General features: G+C 37.0%; 21 protein-coding genes. 15 read left to right on the top strand and 6 right to left on the bottom strand.

The genetic code is table 11. The annotated features are described in order from the left end of the window. Positions 1–8 precede the first annotated feature (8 nt). The 5 genes from CD001_RS25545 to CD001_RS25525 form a co-directional block, all read right to left on the bottom strand. Complete coding sequence (locus CD001_RS25545; RefSeq protein WP_096190378.1) at positions 9–560, bottom strand: tripartite tricarboxylate transporter TctB family protein; 552 nt, start codon at positions 558–560, stop codon at positions 9–11. Positions 561–614: 54 nt separating this feature from the next. After that, positions 615–1,604 carry a Bug family tripartite tricarboxylate transporter substrate binding protein gene (locus CD001_RS25540; protein ID WP_096190377.1) on the bottom strand — a complete coding sequence of 330 codons (990 nt, stop codon included), beginning with the start codon at positions 1,602–1,604 and terminating at the stop codon, positions 615–617. A gap of 26 nt (positions 1,605–1,630) precedes the next feature. Next, positions 1,631–2,632 (bottom strand): 4-hydroxythreonine-4-phosphate dehydrogenase PdxA, encoded by a 1,002-nt coding sequence (locus CD001_RS25535; protein ID WP_179298901.1) that lies wholly within the window; start codon positions 2,630–2,632, stop codon positions 1,631–1,633. 16 nt (positions 2,633–2,648) lie between these two features. Beyond that, positions 2,649–3,659, bottom strand: a complete 1,011-nt coding sequence (pdxA, locus tag CD001_RS25530; RefSeq protein WP_096190375.1) for a 4-hydroxythreonine-4-phosphate dehydrogenase PdxA — start codon at positions 3,657–3,659, stop codon at positions 2,649–2,651. 229 nt (positions 3,660–3,888) lie between these two features. Continuing rightward, positions 3,889–4,677: a DeoR/GlpR family DNA-binding transcription regulator gene (locus CD001_RS25525; protein WP_096190374.1), complete on the bottom strand. Its 789-nt coding sequence runs from the start codon at positions 4,675–4,677 to the stop codon at positions 3,889–3,891. Positions 4,678–5,065: 388 nt separating this feature from the next. Here CD001_RS25525 and CD001_RS25520 point away from each other — a divergent pair, with 388 nt between their 5' ends. Then, the gene (locus tag CD001_RS25520) at positions 5,066–6,115 is read left to right on the top strand and encodes a M42 family metallopeptidase (protein WP_096190373.1); all 1,050 of its coding nucleotides are present in this window, start codon (positions 5,066–5,068) and stop codon (positions 6,113–6,115) included. A 277-nt stretch (positions 6,116–6,392) separates the two neighbouring features. Here the strand turns inward: CD001_RS25520 and CD001_RS25515 are convergent, their stop codons facing one another. Continuing rightward, positions 6,393–7,757 (bottom strand): transposase, encoded by a 1,365-nt coding sequence (locus CD001_RS25515; protein ID WP_096190372.1) that lies wholly within the window; start codon positions 7,755–7,757, stop codon positions 6,393–6,395. A 619-nt stretch (positions 7,758–8,376) separates the two neighbouring features. On the opposite strand from CD001_RS25515, the gene CD001_RS25510 reads away from it, so the two are divergent. The 14 genes from CD001_RS25510 to CD001_RS25445 all read left to right on the top strand — a co-directional run bounded on the left by CD001_RS25510 (position 8,377) and on the right by CD001_RS25445 (position 25,875). Beyond that, the gene (locus CD001_RS25510; RefSeq protein ID WP_096190371.1) at positions 8,377–9,867 is read left to right on the top strand and encodes a M81 family metallopeptidase; all 1,491 of its coding nucleotides are present in this window, start codon (positions 8,377–8,379) and stop codon (positions 9,865–9,867) included. 38 nt (positions 9,868–9,905) lie between these two features. Then, entirely contained in the window at positions 9,906–11,024 is a 1,119-nt protein-coding gene (gene menC / locus CD001_RS25505) for an o-succinylbenzoate synthase (protein ID WP_096190370.1), read from the top strand. 105 nt (positions 11,025–11,129) lie between these two features. Then, a complete protein-coding gene (locus tag CD001_RS25500; protein ID WP_096190369.1) occupies positions 11,130–12,782 on the top strand; it encodes an ABC transporter substrate-binding protein in 1,653 nt (550 codons plus the stop codon). 142 nt (positions 12,783–12,924) lie between these two features. After that, complete coding sequence (locus CD001_RS25495) at positions 12,925–13,845, top strand: ABC transporter permease (protein WP_096190368.1); 921 nt, start codon at positions 12,925–12,927, stop codon at positions 13,843–13,845. Between the two features lie 54 nt (positions 13,846–13,899). Next, positions 13,900–14,775: an ABC transporter permease gene (locus CD001_RS25490; RefSeq protein ID WP_142303676.1), complete on the top strand. Its 876-nt coding sequence runs from the start codon at positions 13,900–13,902 to the stop codon at positions 14,773–14,775. 115 nt (positions 14,776–14,890) lie between these two features. Then, entirely contained in the window at positions 14,891–15,877 is a 987-nt protein-coding gene (locus CD001_RS25485; RefSeq protein WP_096190765.1) for an ABC transporter ATP-binding protein, read from the top strand. Continuing rightward, entirely contained in the window at positions 15,874–16,863 is a 990-nt protein-coding gene (locus tag CD001_RS25480) for an ABC transporter ATP-binding protein (protein ID WP_096190367.1), read from the top strand. Before CD001_RS25485 ends, CD001_RS25480 begins: the two co-directional genes overlap by 4 nt. A 32-nt stretch (positions 16,864–16,895) precedes the next feature. Next, positions 16,896–17,750 (top strand): MurR/RpiR family transcriptional regulator, encoded by an 855-nt coding sequence (locus CD001_RS25475; protein WP_096190366.1) that lies wholly within the window; start codon positions 16,896–16,898, stop codon positions 17,748–17,750. A gap of 18 nt (positions 17,751–17,768) precedes the next feature. Beyond that, positions 17,769–19,190 (top strand): serine hydrolase, encoded by a 1,422-nt coding sequence (locus CD001_RS25470; protein WP_096190365.1) that lies wholly within the window; start codon positions 17,769–17,771, stop codon positions 19,188–19,190. 241 nt (positions 19,191–19,431) lie between these two features. After that, entirely contained in the window at positions 19,432–20,250 is an 819-nt protein-coding gene (locus CD001_RS25465; protein WP_096190364.1) for a GNAT family N-acetyltransferase, read from the top strand. A gap of 450 nt (positions 20,251–20,700) precedes the next feature. Further along, complete coding sequence (locus CD001_RS25460) at positions 20,701–20,850, top strand: aspartyl-phosphate phosphatase Spo0E family protein (RefSeq protein ID WP_096190363.1); 150 nt, start codon at positions 20,701–20,703, stop codon at positions 20,848–20,850. 288 nt (positions 20,851–21,138) lie between these two features. Further along, positions 21,139–22,368, top strand: a complete 1,230-nt coding sequence (locus CD001_RS25455; RefSeq protein ID WP_096188825.1) for an IS4 family transposase — start codon at positions 21,139–21,141, stop codon at positions 22,366–22,368. A gap of 678 nt (positions 22,369–23,046) precedes the next feature. Continuing rightward, positions 23,047–24,048 carry a BMP family ABC transporter substrate-binding protein gene (locus CD001_RS25450; protein ID WP_096190362.1) on the top strand — a complete coding sequence of 334 codons (1,002 nt, stop codon included), beginning with the start codon at positions 23,047–23,049 and terminating at the stop codon, positions 24,046–24,048. Between the two features lie 12 nt (positions 24,049–24,060). Next, positions 24,061–25,875, top strand: coding sequence for a sensor histidine kinase (locus tag CD001_RS25445; RefSeq protein WP_096190361.1), 1,815 nt, complete (start codon positions 24,061–24,063; stop codon positions 25,873–25,875). Positions 25,876–25,879 lie beyond the last annotated feature (4 nt).

Here is a 25,879-nt window from a genome sequence, read left to right as displayed (position 1 = left end):
GTCACATATTAATAGATAAAAAAGCTTAATGAACGGAAAATTCCAACTCCCCGAGGAAATGGAATATTTAATAAATAAATAAAAACAGTAAATATCAATAGATTACTAGCGATAGTAATGACTGCTACTTTGATGATACTTCCGATTCCTAATAGCCATCCTAGGAAAAAGAAAAGGATAGGAGTCATAATGATGAAGCCTATAACTGGCAGTAGCAGGATATAGACTGCAATGGAGATTAAAATATAAAAATGCCTGTACTTTATATGTGGATTGTCTGTTGATAATTGTACTGGTGATTCAACAGCGTCTTGAGCACCTTCAACTGTATATTCATTTCTCTGCTCATCTTCATCCGTACCATTATTTTTTTTGAGTTTCAGAATGGTATTAATTAGTAACAGAATACCCATCGAGAGCATGAACACTAAAATGATGATTGGCCATCCAGCTGGACCAACTGTTGTGGTTGAGCTTGTCTCAGGCAGTTGAAGGGCAACGATCAAAAAGAAAATGGAAAAAATAATTGTTATAATGGCAAGAATCAAATTTGCTCGCATAATGCCTTCACCCCTTTAGGGGGAGGGAGTAAACCCTCCCATTTGTATTCAGGTTTATTGTTCAATTTCTGCAATAATTTCTTTATATGCTTCAATGTCTTCTTCTAATTTCTGTTTGAAATCCTCACCACTCATCCAGCCGTCACGCAAGTCAAGAAACGTATTTGCTGCATACTCTTGATATTCCTCTGTTTCCATTGCTTGTTTTGCTGCGTCTTCTAAAAGGTCAATGATTTCTTGTGGTGTACCAGCTGGAGCCATTAAATAACGCTCAACACCGTCTGTTAAGTCCCATCCTTTTTCAACAGTAGTCGGGACATCTTCAAAGTCATCTAAACGTTCTTCAGAGAAAAAGATGAGTGGTTCGAACTCTCCTTCTTCAATATAAGAAATTGTTGGACCAACTTCTTCAAGTATTAAATCAATGTGGTCTCCTAATAGACCCGAGTGCATTTGACCTGCACCTTCCATCGGAATATAGTTCATATCAATACCGACTTCGTTCATGAAACGGCGTGCGGTAATTTCATCAATTCCCATTGTTCCGACTGCACCGAAGCGTAATTCACCTGGGTTTTCCTCTGCATAAGCAACAACTTCATCGATACTTTCAAACGTTCCAGATTTAACTTGAATCGCATAGATGTCGCTTTGAACACGAGCGATTGGAACTACTTGATCTAAGCCAAATTGGTTCGTTTCAGCAGCAGTCGTTACCGCATAAGCCGAGTCCCCTATAAGTGTATAACCATCTTCAGGCTGCTGCATCGCATTTTGCATCGCGACGACACCTGATCCACCTTCTTGATTAATAATGTTGAAATTACCATCAATAATGTCGGCCATTTCGTTCGTTATCGTTCGGACGAATTGATCAGTACCACCACCAGGACCATGCCCGACATATACTTCAATTTCCCTTTCAGGATAAGAGTCAACTTCACTCGCAGATTCAGAGTCATTTCCGCAAGCAGACATGACAAGCATTGTACTAACTGATAAGACGCCGATCATTCCAACTTTTTTATTAAATAACTGTTTCATTTTTCTTCCCCCTTAAATATGAGTACTTAATGTGATGACATTCTGACGACCATATTAACCGCTGCAATCGTCGCTCCTGGGTCAGCAGTACCTTGACCTGCAATATCAAACGCAGTTCCGTGAGCGGGGGTCGTTAATGTAATGGGTAAACCACCACTCATCGTTACTCCGCGGTTGAATCCTAAAAGCTTCATTCCAGTTTGAGCTTGGTCATGGTACATAGCTAGCAAACAATCAAACGGATCTTTTTCCAGTCGTAAGAACAATGTGTCAGCTGGAAAAGGCCCATCAACATTAATTCCTTCTTCCTGCGCAGATTTAATTGCTGGAGCAATCGATTCGATTTCTTCGTTTCCAAGCATACCTCCTTCTCCTGCGTGTGGGTTAAGTGCTGAAACGACAATTTTTGGGTTATCGATCCCTGCTTTTGTCAACGTATTGTGAGCAAATCTAATCCGCTGCTCTACTTTTTCTTTAGAAATATTACCGCTTACATTTTTTAACGGGATGTGTGAAGTTACACGTGTGACCCATAATTGATCCATGACATTGATTTCACTGAACCCATCCTTACAATTTAACAGGTCTGCGAAAAAGTGGAGCTCATCTTGGAAATGGTGTCCTCCGCGATGAAGAGCTTCTTTATTTAATGGTCCATACATAACTCCGTCAATTTTATTTTCTGTTGATAAACCGAGAACGTATTTTAATGTTTCACCCGTTACTTTACCGGAATGGGCTGATAGTTGACCGAGCTCATAGTCTTCTGGATTTAAGTTTTTTAAATCAATGAAGTAGACAGCTCCTTTTTTAGATTCAACTTGATTGATCTGTTCGATATCAACTACATCCAACTCTAATCCAGCTATAGACTGGCCTTGGGAAAAAACACGTTTGTCTCCGACTATGACCCAAGTTGCTTGGTTTCGGACGCGTTCCTCCTGAAATGATTTCACAATAAGTTCTGGTCCGATACCGGTTGCATCACCTAACGTTACAGCAATAATTGGATACTCTTTTTTACTCAATTGAATCTCCCCCTATTTATCTATCATTTTTCACTTGATAAAATGTCTCGCTATATTTTGCTGCTAGTTTTATACATTCTTCCATACTTACACTACTTGCAATGCCTTTGCCTGCGATATCAAATGCAGTTCCGTGATCAACGGAAGTACGCAGAAAAGGCAAGCCATTTGTTATAGAAATGGTTCTCTCAAAGTCGGCCATCTTCGCTGCGATATGGCCTTGATCATGATAAAGAGATAAGACTGCTGCATATTTCCCATTTAATGCATGATGGAAAACAGAGTCCGCAGGTACAGGGCCTGCAGCTTTAATACCACCTTTTAGAGCTGCTTCAATTCCAGGAGTGATGTCATCGATTTCTTCTCTTCCGAACAAGCCGTTTTCACCAGAGTGTGGATTTAATCCAGCAACTGCAATGACCCGGTTCTCAACACCTAAACGCTGCAAAGCTTCGTCACACCGGAGTAAATAATCGTGAACACGTTCTTTACTCATTTGTCCAATTGCATCTTTAAGCGACAAATGACGTGTTAGGAAGAAAATTCTCATATTCAAAACTTCAAACATTGTTAATGGATCTTTTGAGTTCGTTAGTGATTCTAGCATTTCCGTATGACCGATATGTGGTACATTTGCAGCTTGAAGGGATTCTTTATTTATTGGTGTAGTGGCAAGAGCTGAAACTTCCCCTTCTAATGCAAGGTCAATTGACTTTTTAATATAATCGAAGGCCGCCTGCCCAGCTTGTGCCTGCACCTCGCCAATTTTTAAAGTGTCAATTTGAATATTGTTTAATGAAATAAGATCAATCGTACCGAATTCGTATTTACCTTCATAAGGGTTAGAAATAACATGAATATCTAAATTTGTATTTGTGAAAGTCATAGCATTTTCAAGTACTTCCTTATTTCCTACTACAAGAGGAGAACAGCTTTCGTAAACTTCTCTCTTTGCAAGTGACTTCACTGTAATTTCAGGACCTATACCAGCTGGATCTCCCATTGGAATAACGATGATGTTCTTCATTACGAAACACTCCTAAAACAGATTTCTCTTTAACTATGGAACACGTTTTTGTATTGAAATTTTCGTATCCAATTTTTAAATTGTTGGACAGTCGGCTAACGAAATCTTCAGAAAATATTACTTGAAACGTTTTGATATAACTTGTCATCAAGTAATTGCTGCGATGAAATAGTGTTTAGTATAAACCTTAATATCCTTTTGTGTTAAGGTGGTTATCATACACTTGAAGTTAGCTGGAATCACTCCCATTTTCTTTTTGTTCTCCTCCAATTAAAACTTCAACTTTACTCTTATAGGCGGATTTAATTGAGTCGGCTATATCATAATCAGTAATGATCCCATCGATTTCACTCAGTAAACAAACCTTTGAAAAAGCTCTTTTATCGAATTTACTGTTGTCTGCTAATAACCAAGTCTCATTCGAACTATTCGTCATCATTTGTTTCGTAACAGATTTTTCAAAGGTCGGGGCGGTGACACCGCTTTCATAATCGATCGCATGAGCACCTAAAAAGAAAAGGTCTGCATGAATAATCTTCAACATTTCTTGAGTAGCTGTCCCGAAAATCGCTCCAATTCCTTGTTGCATTTCTCCCCCGGTAACAATGACTTTATTCGAACTGTTCATAAGCTCGTTTGCTATGTTTATATCATTTGTTACAATGGTTAATCCTTCTTTTTCTTTTAATAGTCTGGCAAGTTCTAATGTTGTTGTTCCGGAATCTAAGATGATCGTAGAGTGATCTTTTACTAAATTCACAGCCTTAAGAGCAATAGATCTCTTTTGTAATATATTTCTAGACTCTTTTGAAGAGTAAGGAACTTCTTCCGTTAATGATTTAGGTGAGATCGCTCCGCCATGTGTCCTTATCACCTTTTGATCGTTTTCCAGCTCGGTTAAATCCCTCCGAATTGTCATTGGAGATACCCGCAGGGCTTTTGAAGCGCTTTCAATATCGACTTTACCGTGCTCCTGAATATACTTTTCAATCCAATTTCTTCTCTCTAGAGGTAACATAATAAACACCACTTTGTTCATTTTTAACATATTGTATGTTCATTATGTTATATTCGAACGGTAATGTCAATGAAAATTCACAAATATTTTAAAAATTCCCTAGATTTTGTTGGATTATTGTGCATTGTAAACAAAATATGGAAGATTTGTGTTAATTATTGTTAATTCTGTAATAGGGATTTATCAATTTTTTGTAGGGGTTAATCGATAACACATTCGATAGTTCGGTTAGAAGTTACAAAATAAGGAAAGGTGATTATTATTGTTTTTTTTTGATGTTTGAAATGAACAACAACAAATTAAAAACCAGCCCGTTCTTCTTTATGAGGGAGAACTGTTATAATAAGGAGGAGTAAAAATATTTTGAAAATGTTAAGGAGGTATGGGTTTGACTTATCCAAAAACAAACGAAACGATTGTATTAATTAAAGACTTAGTTTCAATTCCGAGCCCTTCAGGAAATACGAATGAAGTTATTCATTACGTGGAAAAGTTTTTAACAGGGTTAAACGTTGAAACGAGACGAAACCGCAAAGGCGGCTTGATCGCAACACTACCAGGACAAGACCAAACACAGCATCGGATGCTGACAGCACATGTTGACACTCTTGGTGCTATCGTAAAAGAAATCAAATCTAGCGGGCGGTTAAAGTTAGACTTAATCGGGGGATTTCGATACAACTCAATTGAAGGTGAGTATTGTGAGATTGAAACATCGGCCGGTGATAAGTTTAGCGGAACGATATTAATGCACCAGACATCGGTTCACGTTTATAAAGATGCTGGTAAAGCAGACAGAAATCAATCAAACATGGAAGTTCGTGTTGATGAGAAAGTACATAATGCGGATGATGTACGTGCGCTTGGCATTGAAGTTGGTGATTTTGTTTCCTTTGACCCGAGAGTTCAAGTTTTACCGAATGGATTTATTAAATCTCGTCACTTAGATGATAAAGCGAGTGTCGGTATTTTATTGCAGCTCATTAAACAAATTAAAAATGAGAATTTGCAGCTTCCGTATACAACTCATTTTCTCATCTCTAATAATGAAGAAATTGGCTATGGAGGGAATTCGAATATTACACCTGAAACGGTTGAATATTTGGCAGTAGATATGGGAGCAATAGGGGATGGTCAGTCGACCGATGAGTATACTGTTTCGATTTGCGCAAAAGATGCAAGCGGACCTTACCACTATGGGCTTCGAAAAAAATTAGTAGAACTTGCAAAGCAAAATGACGTTAGCTATAAAATTGACATTTATCCTTACTATGGGTCAGATGCATCAGCAGCGATCCGTTCAGGTAACGATATCATCCACGGGTTAGTTGGACCTGGTATCGATTCGTCACATGCATTTGAGCGAACACATGCTCATTCAATTGAAAATACATCAAAGCTGCTTTATCACTACGTGCAATCCGAGATGGAGAAATAATGAGTTTTCGTTCATATATGAGCCAATTTCATAATTCATCTTTTTAAAAATAATTACAGTCTCAGAATTTGTTTATTTTGATTTTTTAATTTGTACACTTTTTACTTAGGGCACAGCTGAAATACACTTCGCTTTCCGCGGGCACGGCTTCAGCTAACTTTGGAAAGAAAACTCCTTTCTTTCCAAAGTGGATCTTCAGCTCGCGCTGTTCCCGCAGGAGTCTACGTGTATTTCTACTGCTTCTATCAGCTAATATAGTGTTCATTTGTATCAAAAATTAAGCTACTGCATCCATATTCGATTGCCTAGTTAATCTTGCACTTGCCAGTTTCATTCCGTTATAAACCATCGTAACGAGGTCAAAATGGACTTTTGCTCGTTTACCTGTTCGGTACCTTACATTGTTTAACTGAAAGAATTCTTTTAAGTACCCAATCACTCGTTCAACTGAACTACGTTCATTGTAACGATTCTTCCAAGCTTGAGACCCGCGTGCAGGAGTGCTATAACGGCGAATATCTGTGTCAATTTTGACTTTGAAAACCTTTTGGCAAAGAGAATCGTTAGCTAATGGACAATCAACGCATTCTTTTGGACGTGTGTATTTCAAGGTTTGGTACTTCTTATCGAAGCTATCATATCGATAAGAGTGCTCCCTCACACAAGTTGGTGCGAAGTTCGAGTCAAACCCTATCGGCTCAGGTTCATTTCTTTTGTTATATGCAATAATCGAGTACCCATTCATGCGGTGGACCTGCTCGTAGATTGGTTCATAGTCGTAACCAGCATCCATGATGGCATAGATCCAGTTCAAAGAAGGAAGGTTTTTCTCGATTCCTTTTAATAATGGAATGGCTGCTTTTCCATCATTAAGACTACCTGAAGACATCAGCGAATGTAGAATAAACTGACTTTTTGTATCAACGGCAAAATGTCCTTTATAGCCAAACCAGTAGACATTTCTACCTTCACTATTTTTCTTTATGCCCCATTTTGGTTCGAGGGGCATGTGATCATGAAGTTCATCGTATGACACGTCTAACTGGTCTTCAATCTTTTTCTCGAAGATGGTAAGTGATGCTTCCAGGTCCTGTTGTTCCTTTAGCCATTGGTTATATTCTGCTTTTGATTTACGACCACGTTTTTTAGGAGTAGTCTTTTGTTTTGGTTCTTCCTTTTTAGAAGGCGCTTGATCTCTTGCTTCAATATGTCCAGCATCTATTGCGACATTCGGATCATCAATGACACCTTCATACATGGCATCGACAAGGATTTGGTCATTGACTTTTGCAAGTACGTTCGATTCTTGAACTTTTGCAATTATTCTAGAATAAGAAGCTTCGGAAGGAACAGGATCCGAAACGAGGAACCCACAATCCAGTTTAAATTTAAGGTCATGCTTTAGACGTGTGATTAACAGCTTCACTTCAGGAATTCTCTCGACAATTCTAATGATTAGTGATTGGACCATTGCAGGATAATTTAAGTCCACTGGTCGCCCAAAACGTGATTTCTTGGCGACTACATTCACTACAGGAGCAATGTTGATTTCTGAAAACAGCTCGATATAACGCTGGGTAGGTTCTAATTCATATAAAGCCTCTATACTAAGTAGGCTCTCTTGTCGTACAATAGTAGACATAGGAGTCTTTCCCCTTTCGAATTGGTTTGCTCGTTACTTACTAAATTCGACATTTGGGGAGGTACTCCTTTTTTCATGCTCTGAAACCCTTGGCCCATAAGGGCCGAGATTTATAAAATTCATTCATATATATAAATTAAAGAAATAGTTAGTATCAAAATCCCCCCCCCTACACGTACAGTAAAAATATACCGTAATCTTCCAGGTGCCTAGCACCTGGAAGATTTTTGCTGTGGATGTTTTGTGATATTAAGTTTTTTACGAGAGATGCCTTAATCAACACTGTAATTGAGTGTCCACACGATAGCTTGCCATTTTAAACTCGTCTAGGTTTATGGAGGAATCACTTTGAAAAAAGAGTGTCTATTTTAAATATATTAAGAAGTTATCGACAGTTTCTTTAATAAATAGAAATATTTCAACTAATTTTATTGTCAATTTTCAAGATATTTTTAGAGATAGATGGGAACAAGTCTAAGGTTTGTCTATATATGTCACTAAAAAGTCATTGTATTTTCAAATTCGTACATATATTCTTGTAACAATATTATTGATGTTTAAACTTCATAATTATCTAATTAGGAAGTGTAAACTTCAAAATTTGAGAGGATGCGATTATGTGAAAATACTAATTGGGCAAATTGCACATGAAACAAATACTTTTTCAAGTGTGAAGACAGATGTAGCAGCTTTTCAAAAGTGGGAATGGTCGGAAGGGACGGAGGTTATTGAGAATCATAAAAACGTAAAGGATTACCTTGGAGGGATGATTGACCGTGCAAATGAATTAAAGATTGAAGTATTGCCGACATTTTCAGCGTTTGCAATGCCTTCTGGAATTATTACAAGCGAAGCGAACGAAAGAATGAAAAGGGAATTAATAACGAAAATTGAGGAATATGATTCATTTGATGCCGTTTGTTTAGCTTTACATGGGGCTGGTGTTGCAGAGGATACCGATGATTTAGAAGGAGATATTTTAGAAGAAGTAAGACAGGTGATCGGAAATGAAATACCTATTGTTGTAACTTTAGATTTACACGGGAATCTATCAAATAAAATGGTTGAACATGCTTCTGTCCTATTAGGAGTAAATTATTATCCACATATTGATTGTTACGATCGAGGAGTTGAGGCTGTCGATGTCATAATGAAAATTCTATCTGGAGAATTGAAACCTTCAATGGCCTTAAAAACACTTCCACTTATGATTCCGACTTCAACTACGAACCATTCTCCTGCAAATGAAATAAATGAGATATGCTGGAAAAAAGAACAAGAAGAAGAAATTGTAGATTGTACTTTTTTTCATGGGTTCCCTTATACTGACATTCCACAATTAGGTGTTTCCGTCTTAACAGTTACGAATGATAACTTAGCTTTAGCGGAAAAAACTAGTCATGATGTTTGTGAAGAAATTTGGAAGAAAAAAGAGTCGTTTTTTCCAGATATTTTCTCACCAGCAGAAGGTGTTCAACATGCTCTTCAACTACAAGAAGTACCAGTTGTAATTAATGAAACGTCCGATAATCCAGGAGGAGGGACGCCGGGAGATGGAACTCATCTATTAAGGGCGTTACTGGAGCATAAAGTAACAAATGCTTGTTTTGGTTTTATTTGTGATAAAGAAGTGGTTGAAACTGCACACTCTGAAGGAGTAGGAGAATCTATTAAAGTTTTGTTAGGAGGTAAAACAGACGATCTTCATGGAGAACCATTACAAGTAACAGCATATATCAAAACGCTTTCTGATGGAAAATTTATTCAATCTTCTCCAATGGGTAGAGGTTCGAAAGTAAATTATGGTAAATCCGCAAGGCTGGTTATTGATGGAGTCGATGTCATTGTATGTTCTAAACAATCTCAAGTGCTTGATGAACAAATCTTTTTACTTCATGGAATTGAAGTGAATAATTACAAGATTGTTGCGTTAAAATCAAGTCAACATTTCCGAGCAGGGTTTGAGCCAATAACGAAGTCGATTATAACCGTCGATTCTCCAGGATTAAGTAGTTTTCAGTTAACCTCATTTAATCATACGAGGTTAAAAAAACCGATGTACCCATTATCAAAGGAAGTCTCATTTGAAGAAACAAAGACGAACATATAGATGGTCATTATTATACGTGAAGAGAAGGGGAAATAGATGTGATTATTCGCCGAGTTGATTTAAAGCAAATAAAAATGCCATTAAAGTCATCTTTTGAAACGAGCTTTGGGAAAATGACATATAAAGAGATGATTATTGTATCAGTATTCGGAGAAGAACATATTGGTTATGCAGAATGTGTTGCTATGCCTTTTCCAATCTATAACGAAGAGACAAACAGAACAGCTTGGGGGATGATGGAAGATTTTTTAATTCCGAAATTATTTTCACGAAGGTTAAGCCATCCAGATGAAGTGTCTCAGTTGTTTTCATTTATGAGAAGAAATAATATGGCGAAAGCTGCGATTGAAGGTGCAGTTTGGGACCTTTACAGCAAACAACAAGGATTGTCATTATCAAAAGCATTAGGAGGAGAATTAAAGGAAATCGAAGTCGGAGTAAGTATAGGAATCGAGGATAATGTAAACAGCCTTTTAAGAAAAGTCGACCACTTTCTGGAGCAGGGCTATAAAAAGGTAAAAGTGAAGATTAAACCGGGATGGGATATTGAGCCAATTCGTGCAATTAGAGAAAGATTTGGGATGGAAATTCCGTTGATGGCTGATGCTAACTCGGCATTTACATTAAACGATTTGCCTCTTCTAAAACAGTTAGATCGATATAACCTATTAATGATCGAACAACCTTTAGCCCATGACGATATTGTCTATCATGCAAAATTACAAGCGCAAATAACAACGCCGGTATGTCTTGATGAAAGTATTCATTCCTTAGAAGATGCTAAAAAAGCGATTGAATTAGGAAGCTGTAAAATTATTAATATAAAAATTGGCAGAGTTGGAGGATTAACTGAAGCAAAAAGAATTCACGATTATTGTGATGAAAAAAACATTCCCATATGGTGCGGAGGCATGTTAGAAGCGGGTATTGGCAGAGCACATAATCTTGCAATTGCTTCATTAAATAACTTTTTAATACCTGGAGATACTTCAGCATCAAACAGGTATTGGGAAGAAGATATTATTCTACCGGAAGTGACAATGTCAAAGCCAGGAGTCATTTCTGTTCCGACAAAGGCAGGAATAGGGTTTGAGGTCAATGACAAGGTAATTGAAAAGTTTATAGTGAAAGAACGGTCCTATATTTCTGAATATTGAGAATACGAACGTAGATGAAGAATTATGACAAAGTTTTGTGAGAGGGGATTCATTTATTACAGTTCCAGATTTTTATGAATCAAAAAATAAAGGGGTGTAATCCAAATGATTAAGAAAATGTTCATGTCAAAATTTTTCATCGTTCTATTGTTCTGTTTGTTCGTCTTAGTGGCGTGTAGTGAAGCAGATCCTACACAAGGTGATGATGATTCTGGAGATAATGCCGTTGGTGAAGTAGGAGACAATGGTGATGATATCGCAGAAGAGAGTTCACCAGGTGGAGGGACAATTACAGTTACTTCTGTAAGGGAGCCAGATACAGTAGATGTCCAAAGGACAACATGGGTGGATGATGCAAATAATCACCTTTACGAACCACTCGTTCGATTTGATTTTGAGGGGAACATTGTCCCTGCTTTGGCAGAGAGTTTTGAGGTAGCGTCAGATGGGCTAACAATTACTTTTGAATTAAAGGAAGGGGCAACTTTTCATTCAGGCACACCGGTAACTTCGGAAGCAGTTAAATTGTCTTTTGAACGTTTTATTGAATCTGCACCAACAAACTATATGGTCGGCCCATTAGAAGAAGTAGTCGTTATTGATGAGCTTACATTTGAAATGCATTTCAGTGAACCTTTTTCCCCATTTTTAAGTAATGCGACAACTGCTTATTTAGCTCCATTAGACCCAACAGTCATTGAAGAGCTTGGTGAAGATTTTGGAACAGAGGCAAGTGCAGCAGGAATTTTAAAATTAAAAGATATCAATCGTGGTTCATCGATTACTTATGAAGCGTTTCCTGAGTTTCATCTTGGACAAGATTACTCAGATAATAAAGAAGCAGCAAAAATTGATGAAGTCGTTTTTCGGTTCATTTCAGATGACGATACGAGAATTTTGGAATTTAAAGGTGGCAATTCACAAGTGATGTTGTCAGTTCCTCCTAATCTCATTGCTGAATTAGAAAATGATCCTGAAGTAGAAATATCCAGAACGTTAGCAAATGGGCATACGTATCTCGGGATGAACAATCAAAAACCAGTTTTTCAAGATGTAAAAGTAAGGCAGGCTATTGCATTAGCTATTGATCGTGCCCCTATCGTTGAGTATGCATTAGAAGGAGCAGCTGAACCGTTGTTTGGACCATTACCACCAACTATCCCTGGCTATAATCAAGAAGTGGAAGATGCAGCTGAGGAGATGTATTCTCGAAATCTTGATGAAGCAAAAAGATTACTTGCCGAAGCAGGATATGATGAAGTGAATAGTGATGGAATCGTTATGAAGGACGGGGAACCTTTAACGGTTGATCTATGGGTTACTTCAGAACCGACGATGCAGCGAATAGCACAATTGCTGCAAAATCAGTTGAAAGAAGCGGGAATAGACATGAGTATTTCTGTACAAGAAGACGCAACTATTCGCTCACAATCCCCAGAAGGAGCGCATGAAATGCTGTTGTGGAACTATGGCTGGTATGATGCAGACATTTTACACTCCATGTTTGGTCGGGATATTTCTACACGTGTTCACTACCAAAATGATGAATTAATTGATTTGCTAGAAAAAGCTAGAGTGACTGTTGATCACGATGAAAGAATGAATATTTATGAAGAAGCGCAAATGGTTATTGTTGAAGAGTCACCTTGGGTCCCGTTATTTGTTCGTCAAAATGTTGTTGCTTATCGTGATATTGAGGGATTTAATGTGCACCCGATAACAGGCTCTATTATATGGTCTGACGTTACTTTGAGGTAAGGATGAAATAAGTGTAGTAGGGGCAGATGAACCTCACTTTTTCCAACATGACTGATTCGTTATGAACAAGAAAGAGAAAAGCGTGATCATCTTCAATTGTTCAGACGAGTCAGTCTCTACTTTATATGAGGAGGGAAAAGTTGTGTCCAGATATTTGTTAAAACGATCTTTTACAATGTTGATTACTTTACTGGGCGTTTCAATCCTAGTGTTTTTGATGGTGCATCTAATTCCAGGTGATCCGGTAACGTATATTTTAGGAGAATTTGCAACGGATGAAGCTGTAAATAGATTGAATGCTAATCTCGGTCTGGATCAACCTTTGCCGATTCAGTACTTCGCTTTCATGGCTGGGGTGCTTCAAGGTGATTTAGGAACATCTTATATTACAGGTCTAAGTGTTTTGGAACAAATTATCCACAGATTTCCGGTAACTTTCCAGTTGGCAGTGTACAGTTTAATAATTGGATCCATTTTCGGAATTTTCCTTGGGGTGATTGCCGCAGTAAAGCAAAATACAATATTTGACCAATTGGCAATGTTAGTGTCGCTCATAGGAATTTCAGCGCCAGGTTTTTGGATCGCTCTGTTTCTCATTTTAATGTTTTCGTATCTTATTCCGATTTTTCCAATCTCGGGATATGAAGGGTTTTACTCTTTAATATTGCCATCCATCACTTTAGGACTAAGTACTACAGGTAACATCGCCAGGATGACGAGGTCCAGTATGCTTGAAGTTATTAAACAAGATTATATGCGTACTGCGGAAGCCAAAGGAGTTAATGCGATTCGTTTAATTAAAGGGCACGGGTTGCAAAACGCTTTAATACCAGTAATTACATTAATCGGCTTGCAATTTGGTCATTTACTCGCTGGAGCGGTCGTTATAGAAACAGTCTTTGGTTTACCTGGGATAGGGAGTATGGCAATAGAGGCGATTGCTACGCGGGATATGCTGACGGTACAAGGACTCGTTTTGTTTATGGCATTTATGTTTATTCTAGTGAATCTGCTCGTTGATATCATTTATAGTGCACTTGATCCGAGGATTAAATATGACTAGAAAGGAGGCATCATTTTGAGCCAAACAGCTACAAAACCTGAAAAAGGACCGATTATCGAACCCCCGGTTGAAAAAGACGATGACTTATCAAAATCACGATCGTATTGGGTAGTTGCTTTTAGGAGACTAAAAAGAAATAAAATTGCATTGGTCGGCGGTTGTATTCTATTGTTTTTTATTATGATGTCTCTTTTCGCGCCTATTTTAGCACCATATTCAATTGATGTTATGGAAATGGAAAACAGGTTTCAAAGTCCGTCAAATGACCATTGGTTAGGGACGGATGAGTTTGGAAGAGACATATTATCAAGAATTATGTATGGTGGGCGGGTCTCTTTAATGATGGGACTTGTGGCGGTATCCATTGCGGGAACAGTAGGTGTTATTTTAGGTGTCATTTCAGGTTATTACCGTAAAATTGATATTTATATCATGCAATTAATGGATATATTACTTGCTTTTCCTTCCTTATTATTAGCAATAGCCATTATTGCAGTACTTGGGGTCGGGTTAACAAATGCGATGATAGCTGTCGCAATTGCAGTTATCCCTTCTTATGTCAGGGTGGTTAGAGGAACAGTTTTATCAATTAGAGAAAAGGAATACATTGAAGCTGTAAAAGCCTTAGGTGTTAGTGATGTAAAAATTATTATGAAACACATTATTCCAAACTTTTTGTCTCCAGTTATTGTTTTATCTACCTTACAGTTCGGGACAAGTATTTTAGCTGCAGCCTCTTTAAGCTTTTTAGGTTTAGGAGCTCAACCACCGACACCAGAATGGGGCGCTATGGCTTACGTCGGAAAGTCATTTCTATTAGATGCATGGTGGATGTCCCTCTTTCCTGGATTAGCTATTATGCTCGTCGTATTAGGTTTTAATTTACTTGGTGACGGTCTAAGAGATGCGTTGGATCCGAGATTAAAATAAGTATTAGCATTGAGAAACGAACTTAAAATCACTCTTATTACATAAAGAGAGGGGAGTTGAGTTGAACGTGGATACTAATTTGAATGTTCGTCCTAACGATGTTAACGATGGAATAGTGGAGACTGACCGGTTATTAGAAGTGAAAAACCTCTACATCCATTTTAAAACAGAGAATAATAAGGTGATCACTGCTGTTCATGATGTTAACTTTAGTCTGAATAAAAGCGAAACAGTTGCTTTAGTTGGAGAATCTGGTTGCGGAAAAAGTATAACCTCTCTCTCACTTATGGGGTTAATACAAAAGCATTCCGGACATGTAGAAGGAAGTATCCGATTAAATGGCAAAGAGATTAATGGTTTACCTGCGAAAAAAATGAGAAATATTCGAGGGAAAGACATTTCAATGATTTTTCAAGAGCCAATGACATCATTAAACCCCGTCCATAAAATTGGTAAACAAATTAGTGAGGTTTTGGAGCTGCACTCAAATGCATCGGCGAAAGAAATTAGAAAACGTACAATTGAAATGTTACAAAAAGTAGGGATTCCTCGTGCTGATAAAATTATTCACGAGTACCCCCATCAACTTTCTGGCGGTATGCGTCAAAGGGTGATGATTGCTATGGCGATGGTTTGCAACCCTTCACTATTAGTTGCAGATGAACCAACGACAGCACTTGATGTAACCATTCAGGCGCAAATTTTAGATTTGATGATTGGTTTGAAAAAGAGCGTTAAAACTACGATTTTATTAATTACTCATGATCTGGGAGTCGTAGCTGAAGTGGCTGAGAGAGTCATGGTCATGTATTATGGTCAAATCGTTGAGGAGGCTGATGTTCATACATTGTTTGATTCACCAAAACACCCTTACACAATCGGGTTATTAAGGTCTGTTCCAAATATCAATGAAAAAATAAATAGATTACATCCGATTGAAGGGAATGTCCCAAATGTAGGAGAAATTACAAAAGGGTGTCCATTTCGATCTAGGTGTAATGATGCACGAGAAAAATGCATAGAGGAAAACCCACCTCTCATTAATACGGGAAAACAAAGTGTTAGATGTTGGCTCTATGAAGAGGAAGGAGGAAGGTCATGAATACTCCTTTACTTGAGGTAGAGAATTTAAAAACACATTTTCCAATTAAAACTGGCATTTTAAAAAGAAATACTGGCTTTATAAAAGCTGTAGATGGTGTTTCCTTTTCTTTACAAAATGGAGAAACGCTAGGGATTGTAGGTGAAAGTGGCTGTGGAAAATCTACAACAGGCAGAAGTATATTACGTTTAATTGAACCAACTAGTGGATCAGTGAAATTCAAAGGAAAAGAAGTAACGACACTTTCAAATAAAGAATTAAGAAAAATTCGAAAAGATATGCAAATCGTCTTTCAAGATCCCTATGCTTCATTAAATCCTCGTTTAACAATTGGTTCTATACTTGAAGAAGCACTATCGACACATCATATTGGAAAAAACGCGAGGGAAAGGAAGGCATTGGTTGGCGAACTGTTAGAAAAAGTTGGTTTAAACAGACGTTTTGTTGACCGGTATCCACATGAATTCAGTGGCGGTCAGCGCCAACGCATTGGAATTGCACGAGCAATTGCAGTGAATCCATCAATCATTGTTGCAGATGAGTCGGTTTCGGCATTAGACGTTTCTATCCAAGCGCAAATTCTTAACTTATTCGATGACTTACAAGATCAACTAAGTCTCACATATATCTTTATTGCACATGATTTAAGTGTTGTTAAACATATTAGCAATCAAATAGGTGTGATGTATTTAGGGAGAATGGTAGAAGTCGCTTCAAATGATGAGTTATTTAATAATCCAGCCCATCCTTATACTCAAGCTTTAATGTCTGCAGTTCCGGCACCAAATCCATCTGTAAAAAAGGAAAGAATTATATTATCTGGAGATGTTCCGAACCCGTCAAATCCTCCTAGTGGTTGTGCATTTCATACTCGCTGCCATGCCTGTATGGAAGTGTGTAAAAAGGAAAGACCAAAGGAAATTGAAATAAGCTCGGGTCATGTTGTTTCATGTCACTTATATGACGAAAATATACACCGTAGTTAGCCACAAGTACCAAGCATATTAAGGAGAAATAAATGGATAAAATTAAGTTACAAATTAAAAACAATTATCACAATTTAACGAAAAGATTGCAAAAAATAGCCAACTTTATTATAGAAAACCCAAAATTAATTGCTTTGTATCCAGCAAAGGAGATTGGCAATTTAACAGAGACTAGTGAAACAACAGTCATTCGTTGTTGCAATAGTTTAGGGTATTCAGGATATACAGCGGTTCAAGAAGAAATTCGTAAAGCATTGCTCATGCCTGAAAATGATCCACTGAAAGAATTAACGGAAGGGATAAAGTCCGATAATGGTGTATTTTATCAAACAATGAATCAGGATGTCTATCATATCCGACAAACATTTGAAGAACTTGGTGATAAACGCTTTAAAGAAGCAGTGAACGAAATCGTCAATGCGAACAAAATTATTGTAGTTGGTCTAAGGACATCCCATGCTCCAGCACAATGGATCTCCTACAGTTTAAATATTATTAGGGGAAAGACTGTTTTGTTTAAAGGTGACATTGACGATGCGAATTATTTATTAACTGATATAAATGACGAGGATTTAATTATTTCTCTTTCATTTCAAAGATACTCACAACAAACGATTTCATTTTCAAAAGCAGCAAAGGAAAAAGGTGCGAAGATTTTATGTATTACCGACGATGAGCTTTCACCAATTGGATTGATAGCAGATATAACAATAAAAGCAATTACACCAAAGCCTACGAGTTTAAAAGGGATGCCGACAATATTCTCTATATTAAACGCATTAATAACCGGAGTTATGTCAATTGATAATGAAAAAGTTGAAGCGCGCATAGAGCAATATAATCATACGAATGAGTTTTACTACAGCTATTATCGAAATGAAAATTAACCAAAGGGAGGACTTTAAATGAAGAATCAAGTTGAAATGAGTGTATTTGAAAAGTACGCGGATGAATTAGTTGATAAGCATCAGATTCCAGGTGTTGCAATTGGCTTTTCTCGAAATGGATCTATTATTTACGAAAAAGGATTTGGCTATCGGGACATTGATAATAAGCTACCTGTCACAATGGATACAGTTTTTGGAATTGCTTCCGTCACAAAGTCATTTACATGTGTTGCAATCATGCAATTACAAGAGGATGGTAAAATAAATGTCCATGACCCTGTAGTGAAGTATTTACCTGAATTTTCCACTCCTTCAAAATTGACAAAGATGATGACGATTCATCACTTTATGACTCATACTTCAGGAATTCCTCCTCTTCCGTCATTGGTGTATGCAAATAAAAGAAGTTTAGATAAAGATCCTTCTGTTAAAGATTATCCGGGATTAAAAATAAAAAATCCTGATCGAGAGCCGATTGATACGTATGAGCAATTAATGGCGTTTATTAGTGAACTCGATTTTGAATTGTTAGGTTACCCAGGATCGGAATTCAGTTATTCTAATGATTGTTATGCCTTATTAGGAGCAATTGTGGAGCGTGTAACTGGTATGAGCTTCGAAACATATGTCAAAGAATATATTTTAGATCCATTGGGAATGACTCATTCTTGTTCGTTAGTCACGGAGTTGGATCATTATCATGATGTAACATCTCTTTATGCAGCAAGAAAATCAGCGGACGGAAAGGAAATATATGAAGCTCCTGTTTGGTGGGACTCTCCTGCAATGAGACCAGCTGGGTATTTAAAATCGACAGTCAACGACATGCTGAAATACGCAGAGATTTTCAAAAACAACGGGAAAGTTGGAGAAAAACAGATTCTTTCTTCTGAAAGTGTTCAAGCAATGATCACGCCACATATCGAAGTTGTACCTGGGAAGTATTACGGATATGGATTTATGATTACACCAGATTTCCACGGTGCCACATTAGTCGAACATGGAGGCAACTTGAAAGCAATTGCTTCTCAATTATGTATTATTCCGGAAAGAGGCCTTTCAGGAATGATTTTAACGAATTTAGCGGGTGTACCGGCGACGACGATCATGAATGCAGCAATCAATCAAATTGAAGATAGAGCTCCAAATGCTGAACCAGGACATTTGCATTACAAAAAGTACTCCATGTCTAATGAAAAGTTAGCAGAGTACGCAGGAAAATATACATCAAATGAAGGGATGAATTTAACGATTCAAGTAAAAAATGGTAATCTTGATTGCACAGCAAGAGAGGTTTCATTCTATTTACATGGCGTTGGAGAAGACTTATTCTTAGCTAATGTAAATGACCAAAAGGAAGTCGTTCGATTCATTCGTGATGAGAATGGAGAGGTTGAGAGAGTCGCTTATCATTATCGCCAATTTCCGAAAGAAAGATAGATATAGTTATACAAAGAGAGTTATATAAAAAAGAACCTAGTTACTTATTTGTCTTAGCTATTTAGTAGATTTAATAGCTAGGACTCTTTTATATATGAAATATTCTTTATAAAGTGTCTTTTATGCTAATTGTCTTTTGTTTTATTGTTAATCGCCAAACAATTAATTCACTGTGTCTGTTACTTCAAAGGAATATCTAGTAAGTAATTATCTAACAAATAAATTGGGAAGGCGGAGAAAGATGGAGCAGAAGATTGATTTTCAATTTATAGACGATGTATCGAGGATTTCAGAAGTGGTGGCTTTTCAGGAAACAATATGGAATAGCGTGACCTCCCTTCATCAATTAATTGCTTCCGTTAATAATGGAGGTCATGTCATTGGTGCATATGATAAGAATAATTTAGTTGGTTTTTGTTACGGTTTTCCGGGGTTTAGAAACAATAGAAACGTCCTCGTCTCGCATATGATGGGAGTTTATCCCGCTTATCGGAATCAAGGAATAGGTAAGAGCTTAAAATTGTACCAGAAAGAGTGGGCTTATAAATACGGTTATGAAAAAGTTATTTGGACCTACGATCCATTAGAAGCGAGAAATGGTTATTTAAATATAGCGAAGCTAGGAGGATATGTTCAACATTATTATCCTTCGTATTATGGAGAGAATATGGAAGATCATTTAAATCATGGTATGCCAACGGATCGATTTTTAGTCGAGTTAGACCTCACAACGGCACCACTTAAAAGACAAGATTATAGTGATCTAGGTGCTATTCATTTAGTAGATTGTAAGGTGAAAAATTCAATAATTTATCCTGTGAAAAATAAACATCAAATTGAACAAATGTATTATAAAATTGCAGTACCTACAAATATTCAGGAAATAAAGAAAACCGATATTGAGGTAGCTTTGAAGTGGAGGTATACACTGCGTGATGCTTTTATTGAACTGTTTAATGAGGGGTATGTCGTAGTAGATATGCTTCAAGGTCAACATACAAAAGGTATCCATTATTATATTGTAAAAGCTTCAAAAAGGGAATCTGAGAAGAGACATTAAAAAAATAACCTTTTATGAGTATGAGGAAGGGGCTGTCCACCGTCATCGTTACACTGATAGAGAAGATTTTCATCCAACTGCTTCATGACTTTATTTACAATAGAGCAACCATGATGTTCAGGGACCTCCACTTCAAAATCCATTAGTAAATAAAGGCTGATTTATGTTATTGTTTTGGAAATAAATAGGGATATATTTTATTAGAAAACGCTCCTTTGTATCGATTTAGGGGCTCTAAAAAATAACAAATGGAGTGTTTTTATTGTCATGGTGTTCTATCAATGAGGGTTTCGTTTCAGTGAAATACCGCTAAAAATCGCAGTATCCCACATAATAGGGTGGTCCATTATACTATTTTTGACAAATTCTAGAGCTCTTTTACTAAAAATGACATTTAGAATAAAAAATGTAGTATAATGACACTAATTCCTAAAAGTGGGGGATCACGTTATGGAAAAAGCAATTGTAGAAAAACAGGAGGAACTAGAAAGATTGGTGTCAACTTATGGTGTCGGGTCTGATTTTGTCATTAAGTGCAGCCAAGAATTAGATGAACTTATCATACAGTATCAGAAACAAGGACAAGCACTTACGAAATAAAAAGTAGAAATGCATAAATGAATGATTTTTTACGGGTGCCTGCTATTCTCTTACATAATGGAATGATACTATTCATTATGTTGGAGGTGCAGGCATTTTTTTATCGTTTAGGAAACTACACTAGCGTTGCATAAAATAAAATTCAATTTGTCAAGTTATTAGCGCCATGTAATTAAATGGGATTTATGGCAATTTCAAGTCTTTATGGATGCAAAAAAACTCCTTATAATTAGGTGGACAACGAAGATAGGTAGTCCTGTCCAAATCCTAATAATAAGGAGCTCAATCATGGACAAGAATACCATAAAAACAGTTTTAAAGGAATACATCCACCCGATTAATGAAAAAGTTTTTTCGGCAATGGTGGATCAAATGGAATTAGATAAATATACGAAAAAGCTCGATTGTCTCACATTCACAAAGGTATTTATCTATGCCCAATTGCTTCAAATAGATAGCCTTAAAAAAATTAGTTTCAAGGTAAAGCATAAAAAAAGATTGCAACGAGAACTAGGGTTAAAAAGTATTAGTAAATCACAACTTTCGAGAAAACTTTCAGACCTCCCACCAGAAATCTTCCAGGCTGTTATGCACCATCTCGTTCAACAGATTCACCAGGAATATGGGAAGAAAAAAGGAGATCAATTATTAAAAAAAATTCATCTCATTGATTCTTCGACCCTCTCTTTAACAATCAGCCAATATCGATGGGCAGATTTCCGAGAAACCAAAGCTGGCGTAAAAATTCATTCTCGTGTGGTTTTTTATGATGGAGAAACCGCTCCAGGTGAGATCATTGTCACCTCTGCAAGACCGGCAGATCTCACGCAATTGGATAACTTAATGGTGATAGAAAAAGATGCACTCCACGTCTTTGACCGAGGTTACTTTAGCTACTCAAAATTTGACTACTACTGTAGTAAGAACATTCGATTTTGTACACGAATAAAGGACAACACAGTCATTAAAGTGATTGAAGAGCTTCCCGTTGATCCATCTTCTGATATTGATCGTGAAGCTGTGGTCAAACTAGGAAATATGAAGTACCCACTCAGGTTAATTGAAACAAAAGATAGCCAAGGGAATCCTATTGAAATCATTATTAATGATGCAAAAATGATTGCACAGGAAGTTAGTGACCTTTATCGAAATAGATGGCAAATTGAATTGTTCTTCAAATGGATGAAGCAACACCTCGTATTGAAAAAGTGTTATGGGAAGAGCAGAAATGCTGTGTACAACCAAATCTTTATAGCAATAATCACTTTCTGCTTAACTTTGTTAATGAAGAAAAGCGTGTCGTTTAAAGGTACTCTCCTAGAAATGATTGAATTCATAGGTGAGTACTGGTGGAGAAGCTTCTCCGTATTCATAAAGGAGCTATTTCGAAAACCAGATCGAACGACAGCTGGTAGACAGAAGCTTGATCATGAGAAAGTTTTTCAAGAAACCGTGAAACAATTCGAACAAGAAGAGATTGAACATTTGAATGATTTAACATATGACCCTATCATCTAAAAACATTTGGTAAAAAGTGGATAAGGACTACCTTCGTAAGCCCCCCTTATCCTTTTGACTCTTTACCTCCAAAATACTATAAACTGAATATTCAGAATAACCATAAAAAGGAATATTATGGATGGCTTAACCAGCCGTTTTATGGTTGACATTATAAGAAAATTTTAATGCAACGCTAGTGAGGAAACTATAGATTTAGATCTTGTGGATAAGTTCTCGAAATAGTTGTTACGTCTAGCTCAGCGCCTACTCGCTCGAGGTCACTTCGCCCTGTCAATTGAAGTCTAAGATCGGACTTCTTCTTGCCAGGCCTCCAGTGCTTGCTCCTGCGATTACTCGTCGCAGGTAAAGAGTGTCGCTCGTGTGCAAGGCGCTTGCGCTTTTGTTCATTCGTACAAAACCAAACTTATCTTCGATCGTATAACATAAAGGTAGGCGCTTTTGCCATTTAGACTTGCACGAAAGACTTGTATAATTCACCTGCTGAGAACCTCTTTACTAATAAGTCAAATTTTTTAGGATTATTTATATTTGAATAGTCTAGTTTTTAAGGAATGATAAATAGGTATTCAAATGTGAAGAATCGTGTCGAATTAAGTAGAATTATCTAATGTTTTGTAGACCTTTCTTCGTTTTTTCGCTAGAATAAAAGGTAGTTAAGATAAAGGAGAGATATCTATGCAGCAAACAAATCAATTTCATATTATCCTATTTTCTTCCATTATTATTGCTGCAGTTATCATTCTAGTGATTTTGTTTAGGACAAATGGAATCCTCCATGGTCCACCGGTGATCGATGCTCAAGAGGACCAACCGCATGTCGTTATTCTTACTTCTGATGAGATTGTTGATCAAAGCTGGGGCAGCATGGCTTATAAAGGTCAACTAAAAATCGAAGAAGAGTTTAATATTTCAACGACTTTATATAGTGAATTAGATACGGATGAACGAAAGGAGGATGCTATTTTAGAAGCTATGTCCGCCGATCCAACAATTATTATTGGGCAAGGGCGTGAGTTTTCTGATGTGTTTGCAAAGCTTTCCCCAACGTATGAAGATGTTCATTTTGTAACGTTACACGGTTCAGCTATCCACGATAATCAAACAGTATACACTTTTGATAAAGGCAATATCGAATATTTTGCAGCATTAGCTGCATCGATGAAATCAGAGAGTAATAAAATCGGGCTATTAGATGCCATTCATTATGAAGAGGAGAACCGGGACTTTCAGCAAGGGATCATCCATTTCCAGCCGGATGCTCAATTTTATTACGGTGTTGTAGAAAGTCGTGATGATGGAAAAAGAGCCGTTCAGCTAATGGAGGAAATGATTGAACAAGGTGTCGATGTTATTTTTTCAAGAGGGAACGCATTTAATCGTGATGTCATTGAGCATGCTAAAAATCATAATGTGTATGTGATTGGATTTATCGATGACCAATCTTATATGGGGGAAAATGTCGTGTTAACGAGTGTCCTTAATGATATTTCAAATGCGTATGTTTCAATCATGCATGATTATTTTAGTGATGAAGGAATTCCACCTGGAGTCGTCACACTCGATCAAAGGCACGGTGTCTTTGATATTGCTCCGCTTGGTCCGATGTTTTCAAATGAGGAAAAGGAGGCATTTGAGTCTGAGTTCCTCAAATACCAGCGTGGTGAACTATCGTTTTAAAGGAGAAAAATTATGAAAAACGTCGTAAAAAATATGTCTTTTCGCAGTAAAATATTGTTTGTTCTCCTATTCATTACGTTGTTATTAAGCAGCTTTTCTTTAATTCTCACACAGTCGATTAATGATATTAACGAAGTTAGCACTGAAGTAAAAGAAACAAACATACCTGAGCTCGTTTGGCTCTCTCATTGGGAAGAGGAATTGAAGGTAAAAGAATACATGGTGGAAACAGCAATTAGTAATGATTTTTGCTGTGAGTTTGTTACAACCTATAATTCATATGGGATAAGTTCGCATGAAGATACGATAAAAAATGAATACGGAACAGTGCCAGACAGTTTAAAAGATTATCAAAGGGAAATCGATTTACTAGATTTTAAGGTGACGAACAATGTTGCCGGCTTAATTGAAATGAATGACCATGAAGCTGCAGCTGATTATATTGTTGACCAGTATTTGCCAGACATCATTGATTTACAAAGCAGCTTAGCTGATGAAAGACTAGAAGTATTTCATACGCTAGATGACCATACAGATCAATTTTCTTCCATAATAGAAAAATCATTAGTTTTATTAATCTTTTTAACGGCATTAGCGATTATTTTATCGTTTATTTTTGCTTACCGTATTAGTAATAAATTGACACATCCGGTAGAAAATATGGTGGAAAAAGTCGGGGACATTGCTGATGGACAGTATGGATTGTCAATTCCAGAGGCAGAACAATTAGAACTGCAGCTTTTAACGACTTCTATAAACAAAATGTCCTCACGTCTAAAGGAATCGTTTAACACAATTTTAAACGATAAGATTTACCGTGAACAAATTTTAAACTCTTTACCGATTGGCATAATGACGATTGGGACAGAAACATCTGATTTTACCCTTAACAATACAGCGAAAAAAATGTTAGGGAATGCACCGGATTCAGTAAAAGAAAAAATTAGACATCCCGATAAAAGTGAAAATGAAGATTTTTGGAATATTGTTGCGTCTAAAAGCATTGTCCAAAACGTAAAGGTTTCATTTGAAACCGAGGAATCGAAGCAATCTTTACTTGTCTCTCAATCGGAGCTGATGGACCAAACAAACGAAGTAATTGGAAGAATTTTTTACTTTGTTGACATTACCGAAACAGAGGAGCTTGAGAAGAAAATGCATCAGACAGAGAAGTTAGCTTTAGTCGGTGAGCTTGCTGCTGGTGCAGCCCATGAAATTCGTAATCCTTTAGCGGTAATTGATGGGTTCCTCGAATTAATGAAACAATCACTTTCTGAAAGCGAACAAGAAAAATACTACTTGCCATTGCTAATGAAGGAGCTTGATCGGATTAATTCAATCATTGAAGAGATGCTATTATTAACGAAACCAAGTGCACCGGTGACAAAGGAAGCGTATTTGGAAGACTTAATTGATGATATTCTTCCTTTAATTACTCAAGCGATTGGAAGTGAAGAGGTAGAGTTTGATATACAATTTGACTGTGTGCCACTTTTCATTGATGTAAAACAAATGAAGCAAGTGTTCCATAACTTAATTCGAAATAGTGTAGAAGCGATGGACGGAGAAGGTACGATATCGGTTCATACGAAAGTAAATCAAAAAAATTATGATATTTATTTCCATGATACAGGTCCGGGAGTTCCTAAAAAAATTCAGCAATCATTGTTTGAACCATTTTTAACTTCTAAAGAGGCCGGGACAGGTCTCGGCTTAACGATTGTTCAGAGAATTATTGCAAACCATTGCGGGAAAATCGAACTTTTGTCAACCTCTCATGAAGGAACAACCTTTAAAATCAGTTTACCGTTAAATGACGAAAGATAAATAA

Origin of the sequence: Evansella halocellulosilytica (assembly GCF_002335745.1) — a bacterium.
GTDB lineage: Bacteria > Bacillota > Bacilli > Bacillales > Salisediminibacteriaceae > Bacillus_CA > Bacillus_CA halocellulosilytica.
Note: the sequence above shows the minus strand (reverse complement) of the source record. Positions and strands in the feature narration are given on the sequence as shown.

Bases quoted from the DNA above. Each gene is read 5' to 3' on its own strand.
- CD001_RS25545 (WP_096190378.1), bottom strand. From the start codon at position 560: ATGCGAGCAAATTTGATTCTTGCCATTATAACAATTATTTTTTCCATT.
- CD001_RS25540 (WP_096190377.1), bottom strand. From the start codon at position 1,604: ATGAAACAGTTATTTAATAAAAAAGTTGGAATGATCGGCGTCTTATCA.
- pdxA (WP_096190375.1), bottom strand. From the start codon at position 3,659: ATGAAGAACATCATCGTTATTCCAATGGGAGATCCAGCTGGTATAGGT.
- CD001_RS25525 (WP_096190374.1), bottom strand. From the start codon at position 4,677: ATGTTACCTCTAGAGAGAAGAAATTGGATTGAAAAGTATATTCAGGAG.
- CD001_RS25515 (WP_096190372.1), bottom strand. From the start codon at position 7,757: ATGTCTACTATTGTACGACAAGAGAGCCTACTTAGTATAGAGGCTTTA.
- CD001_RS25500 (WP_096190369.1), top strand. From the start codon at position 11,130: ATGATTAAGAAAATGTTCATGTCAAAATTTTTCATCGTTCTATTGTTC.
- CD001_RS25480 (WP_096190367.1), top strand. From the start codon at position 15,874: ATGAATACTCCTTTACTTGAGGTAGAGAATTTAAAAACACATTTTCCA.
- CD001_RS25475 (WP_096190366.1), top strand. From the start codon at position 16,896: ATGGATAAAATTAAGTTACAAATTAAAAACAATTATCACAATTTAACG.
- CD001_RS25470 (WP_096190365.1), top strand. From the start codon at position 17,769: ATGAAGAATCAAGTTGAAATGAGTGTATTTGAAAAGTACGCGGATGAA.
- CD001_RS25465 (WP_096190364.1), top strand. From the start codon at position 19,432: ATGGAGCAGAAGATTGATTTTCAATTTATAGACGATGTATCGAGGATT.
- CD001_RS25460 (WP_096190363.1), top strand. From the start codon at position 20,701: ATGGAAAAAGCAATTGTAGAAAAACAGGAGGAACTAGAAAGATTGGTG.
- CD001_RS25455 (WP_096188825.1), top strand. From the start codon at position 21,139: ATGGACAAGAATACCATAAAAACAGTTTTAAAGGAATACATCCACCCG.
- CD001_RS25450 (WP_096190362.1), top strand. From the start codon at position 23,047: ATGCAGCAAACAAATCAATTTCATATTATCCTATTTTCTTCCATTATT.
- CD001_RS25445 (WP_096190361.1), top strand. From the start codon at position 24,061: ATGAAAAACGTCGTAAAAAATATGTCTTTTCGCAGTAAAATATTGTTT.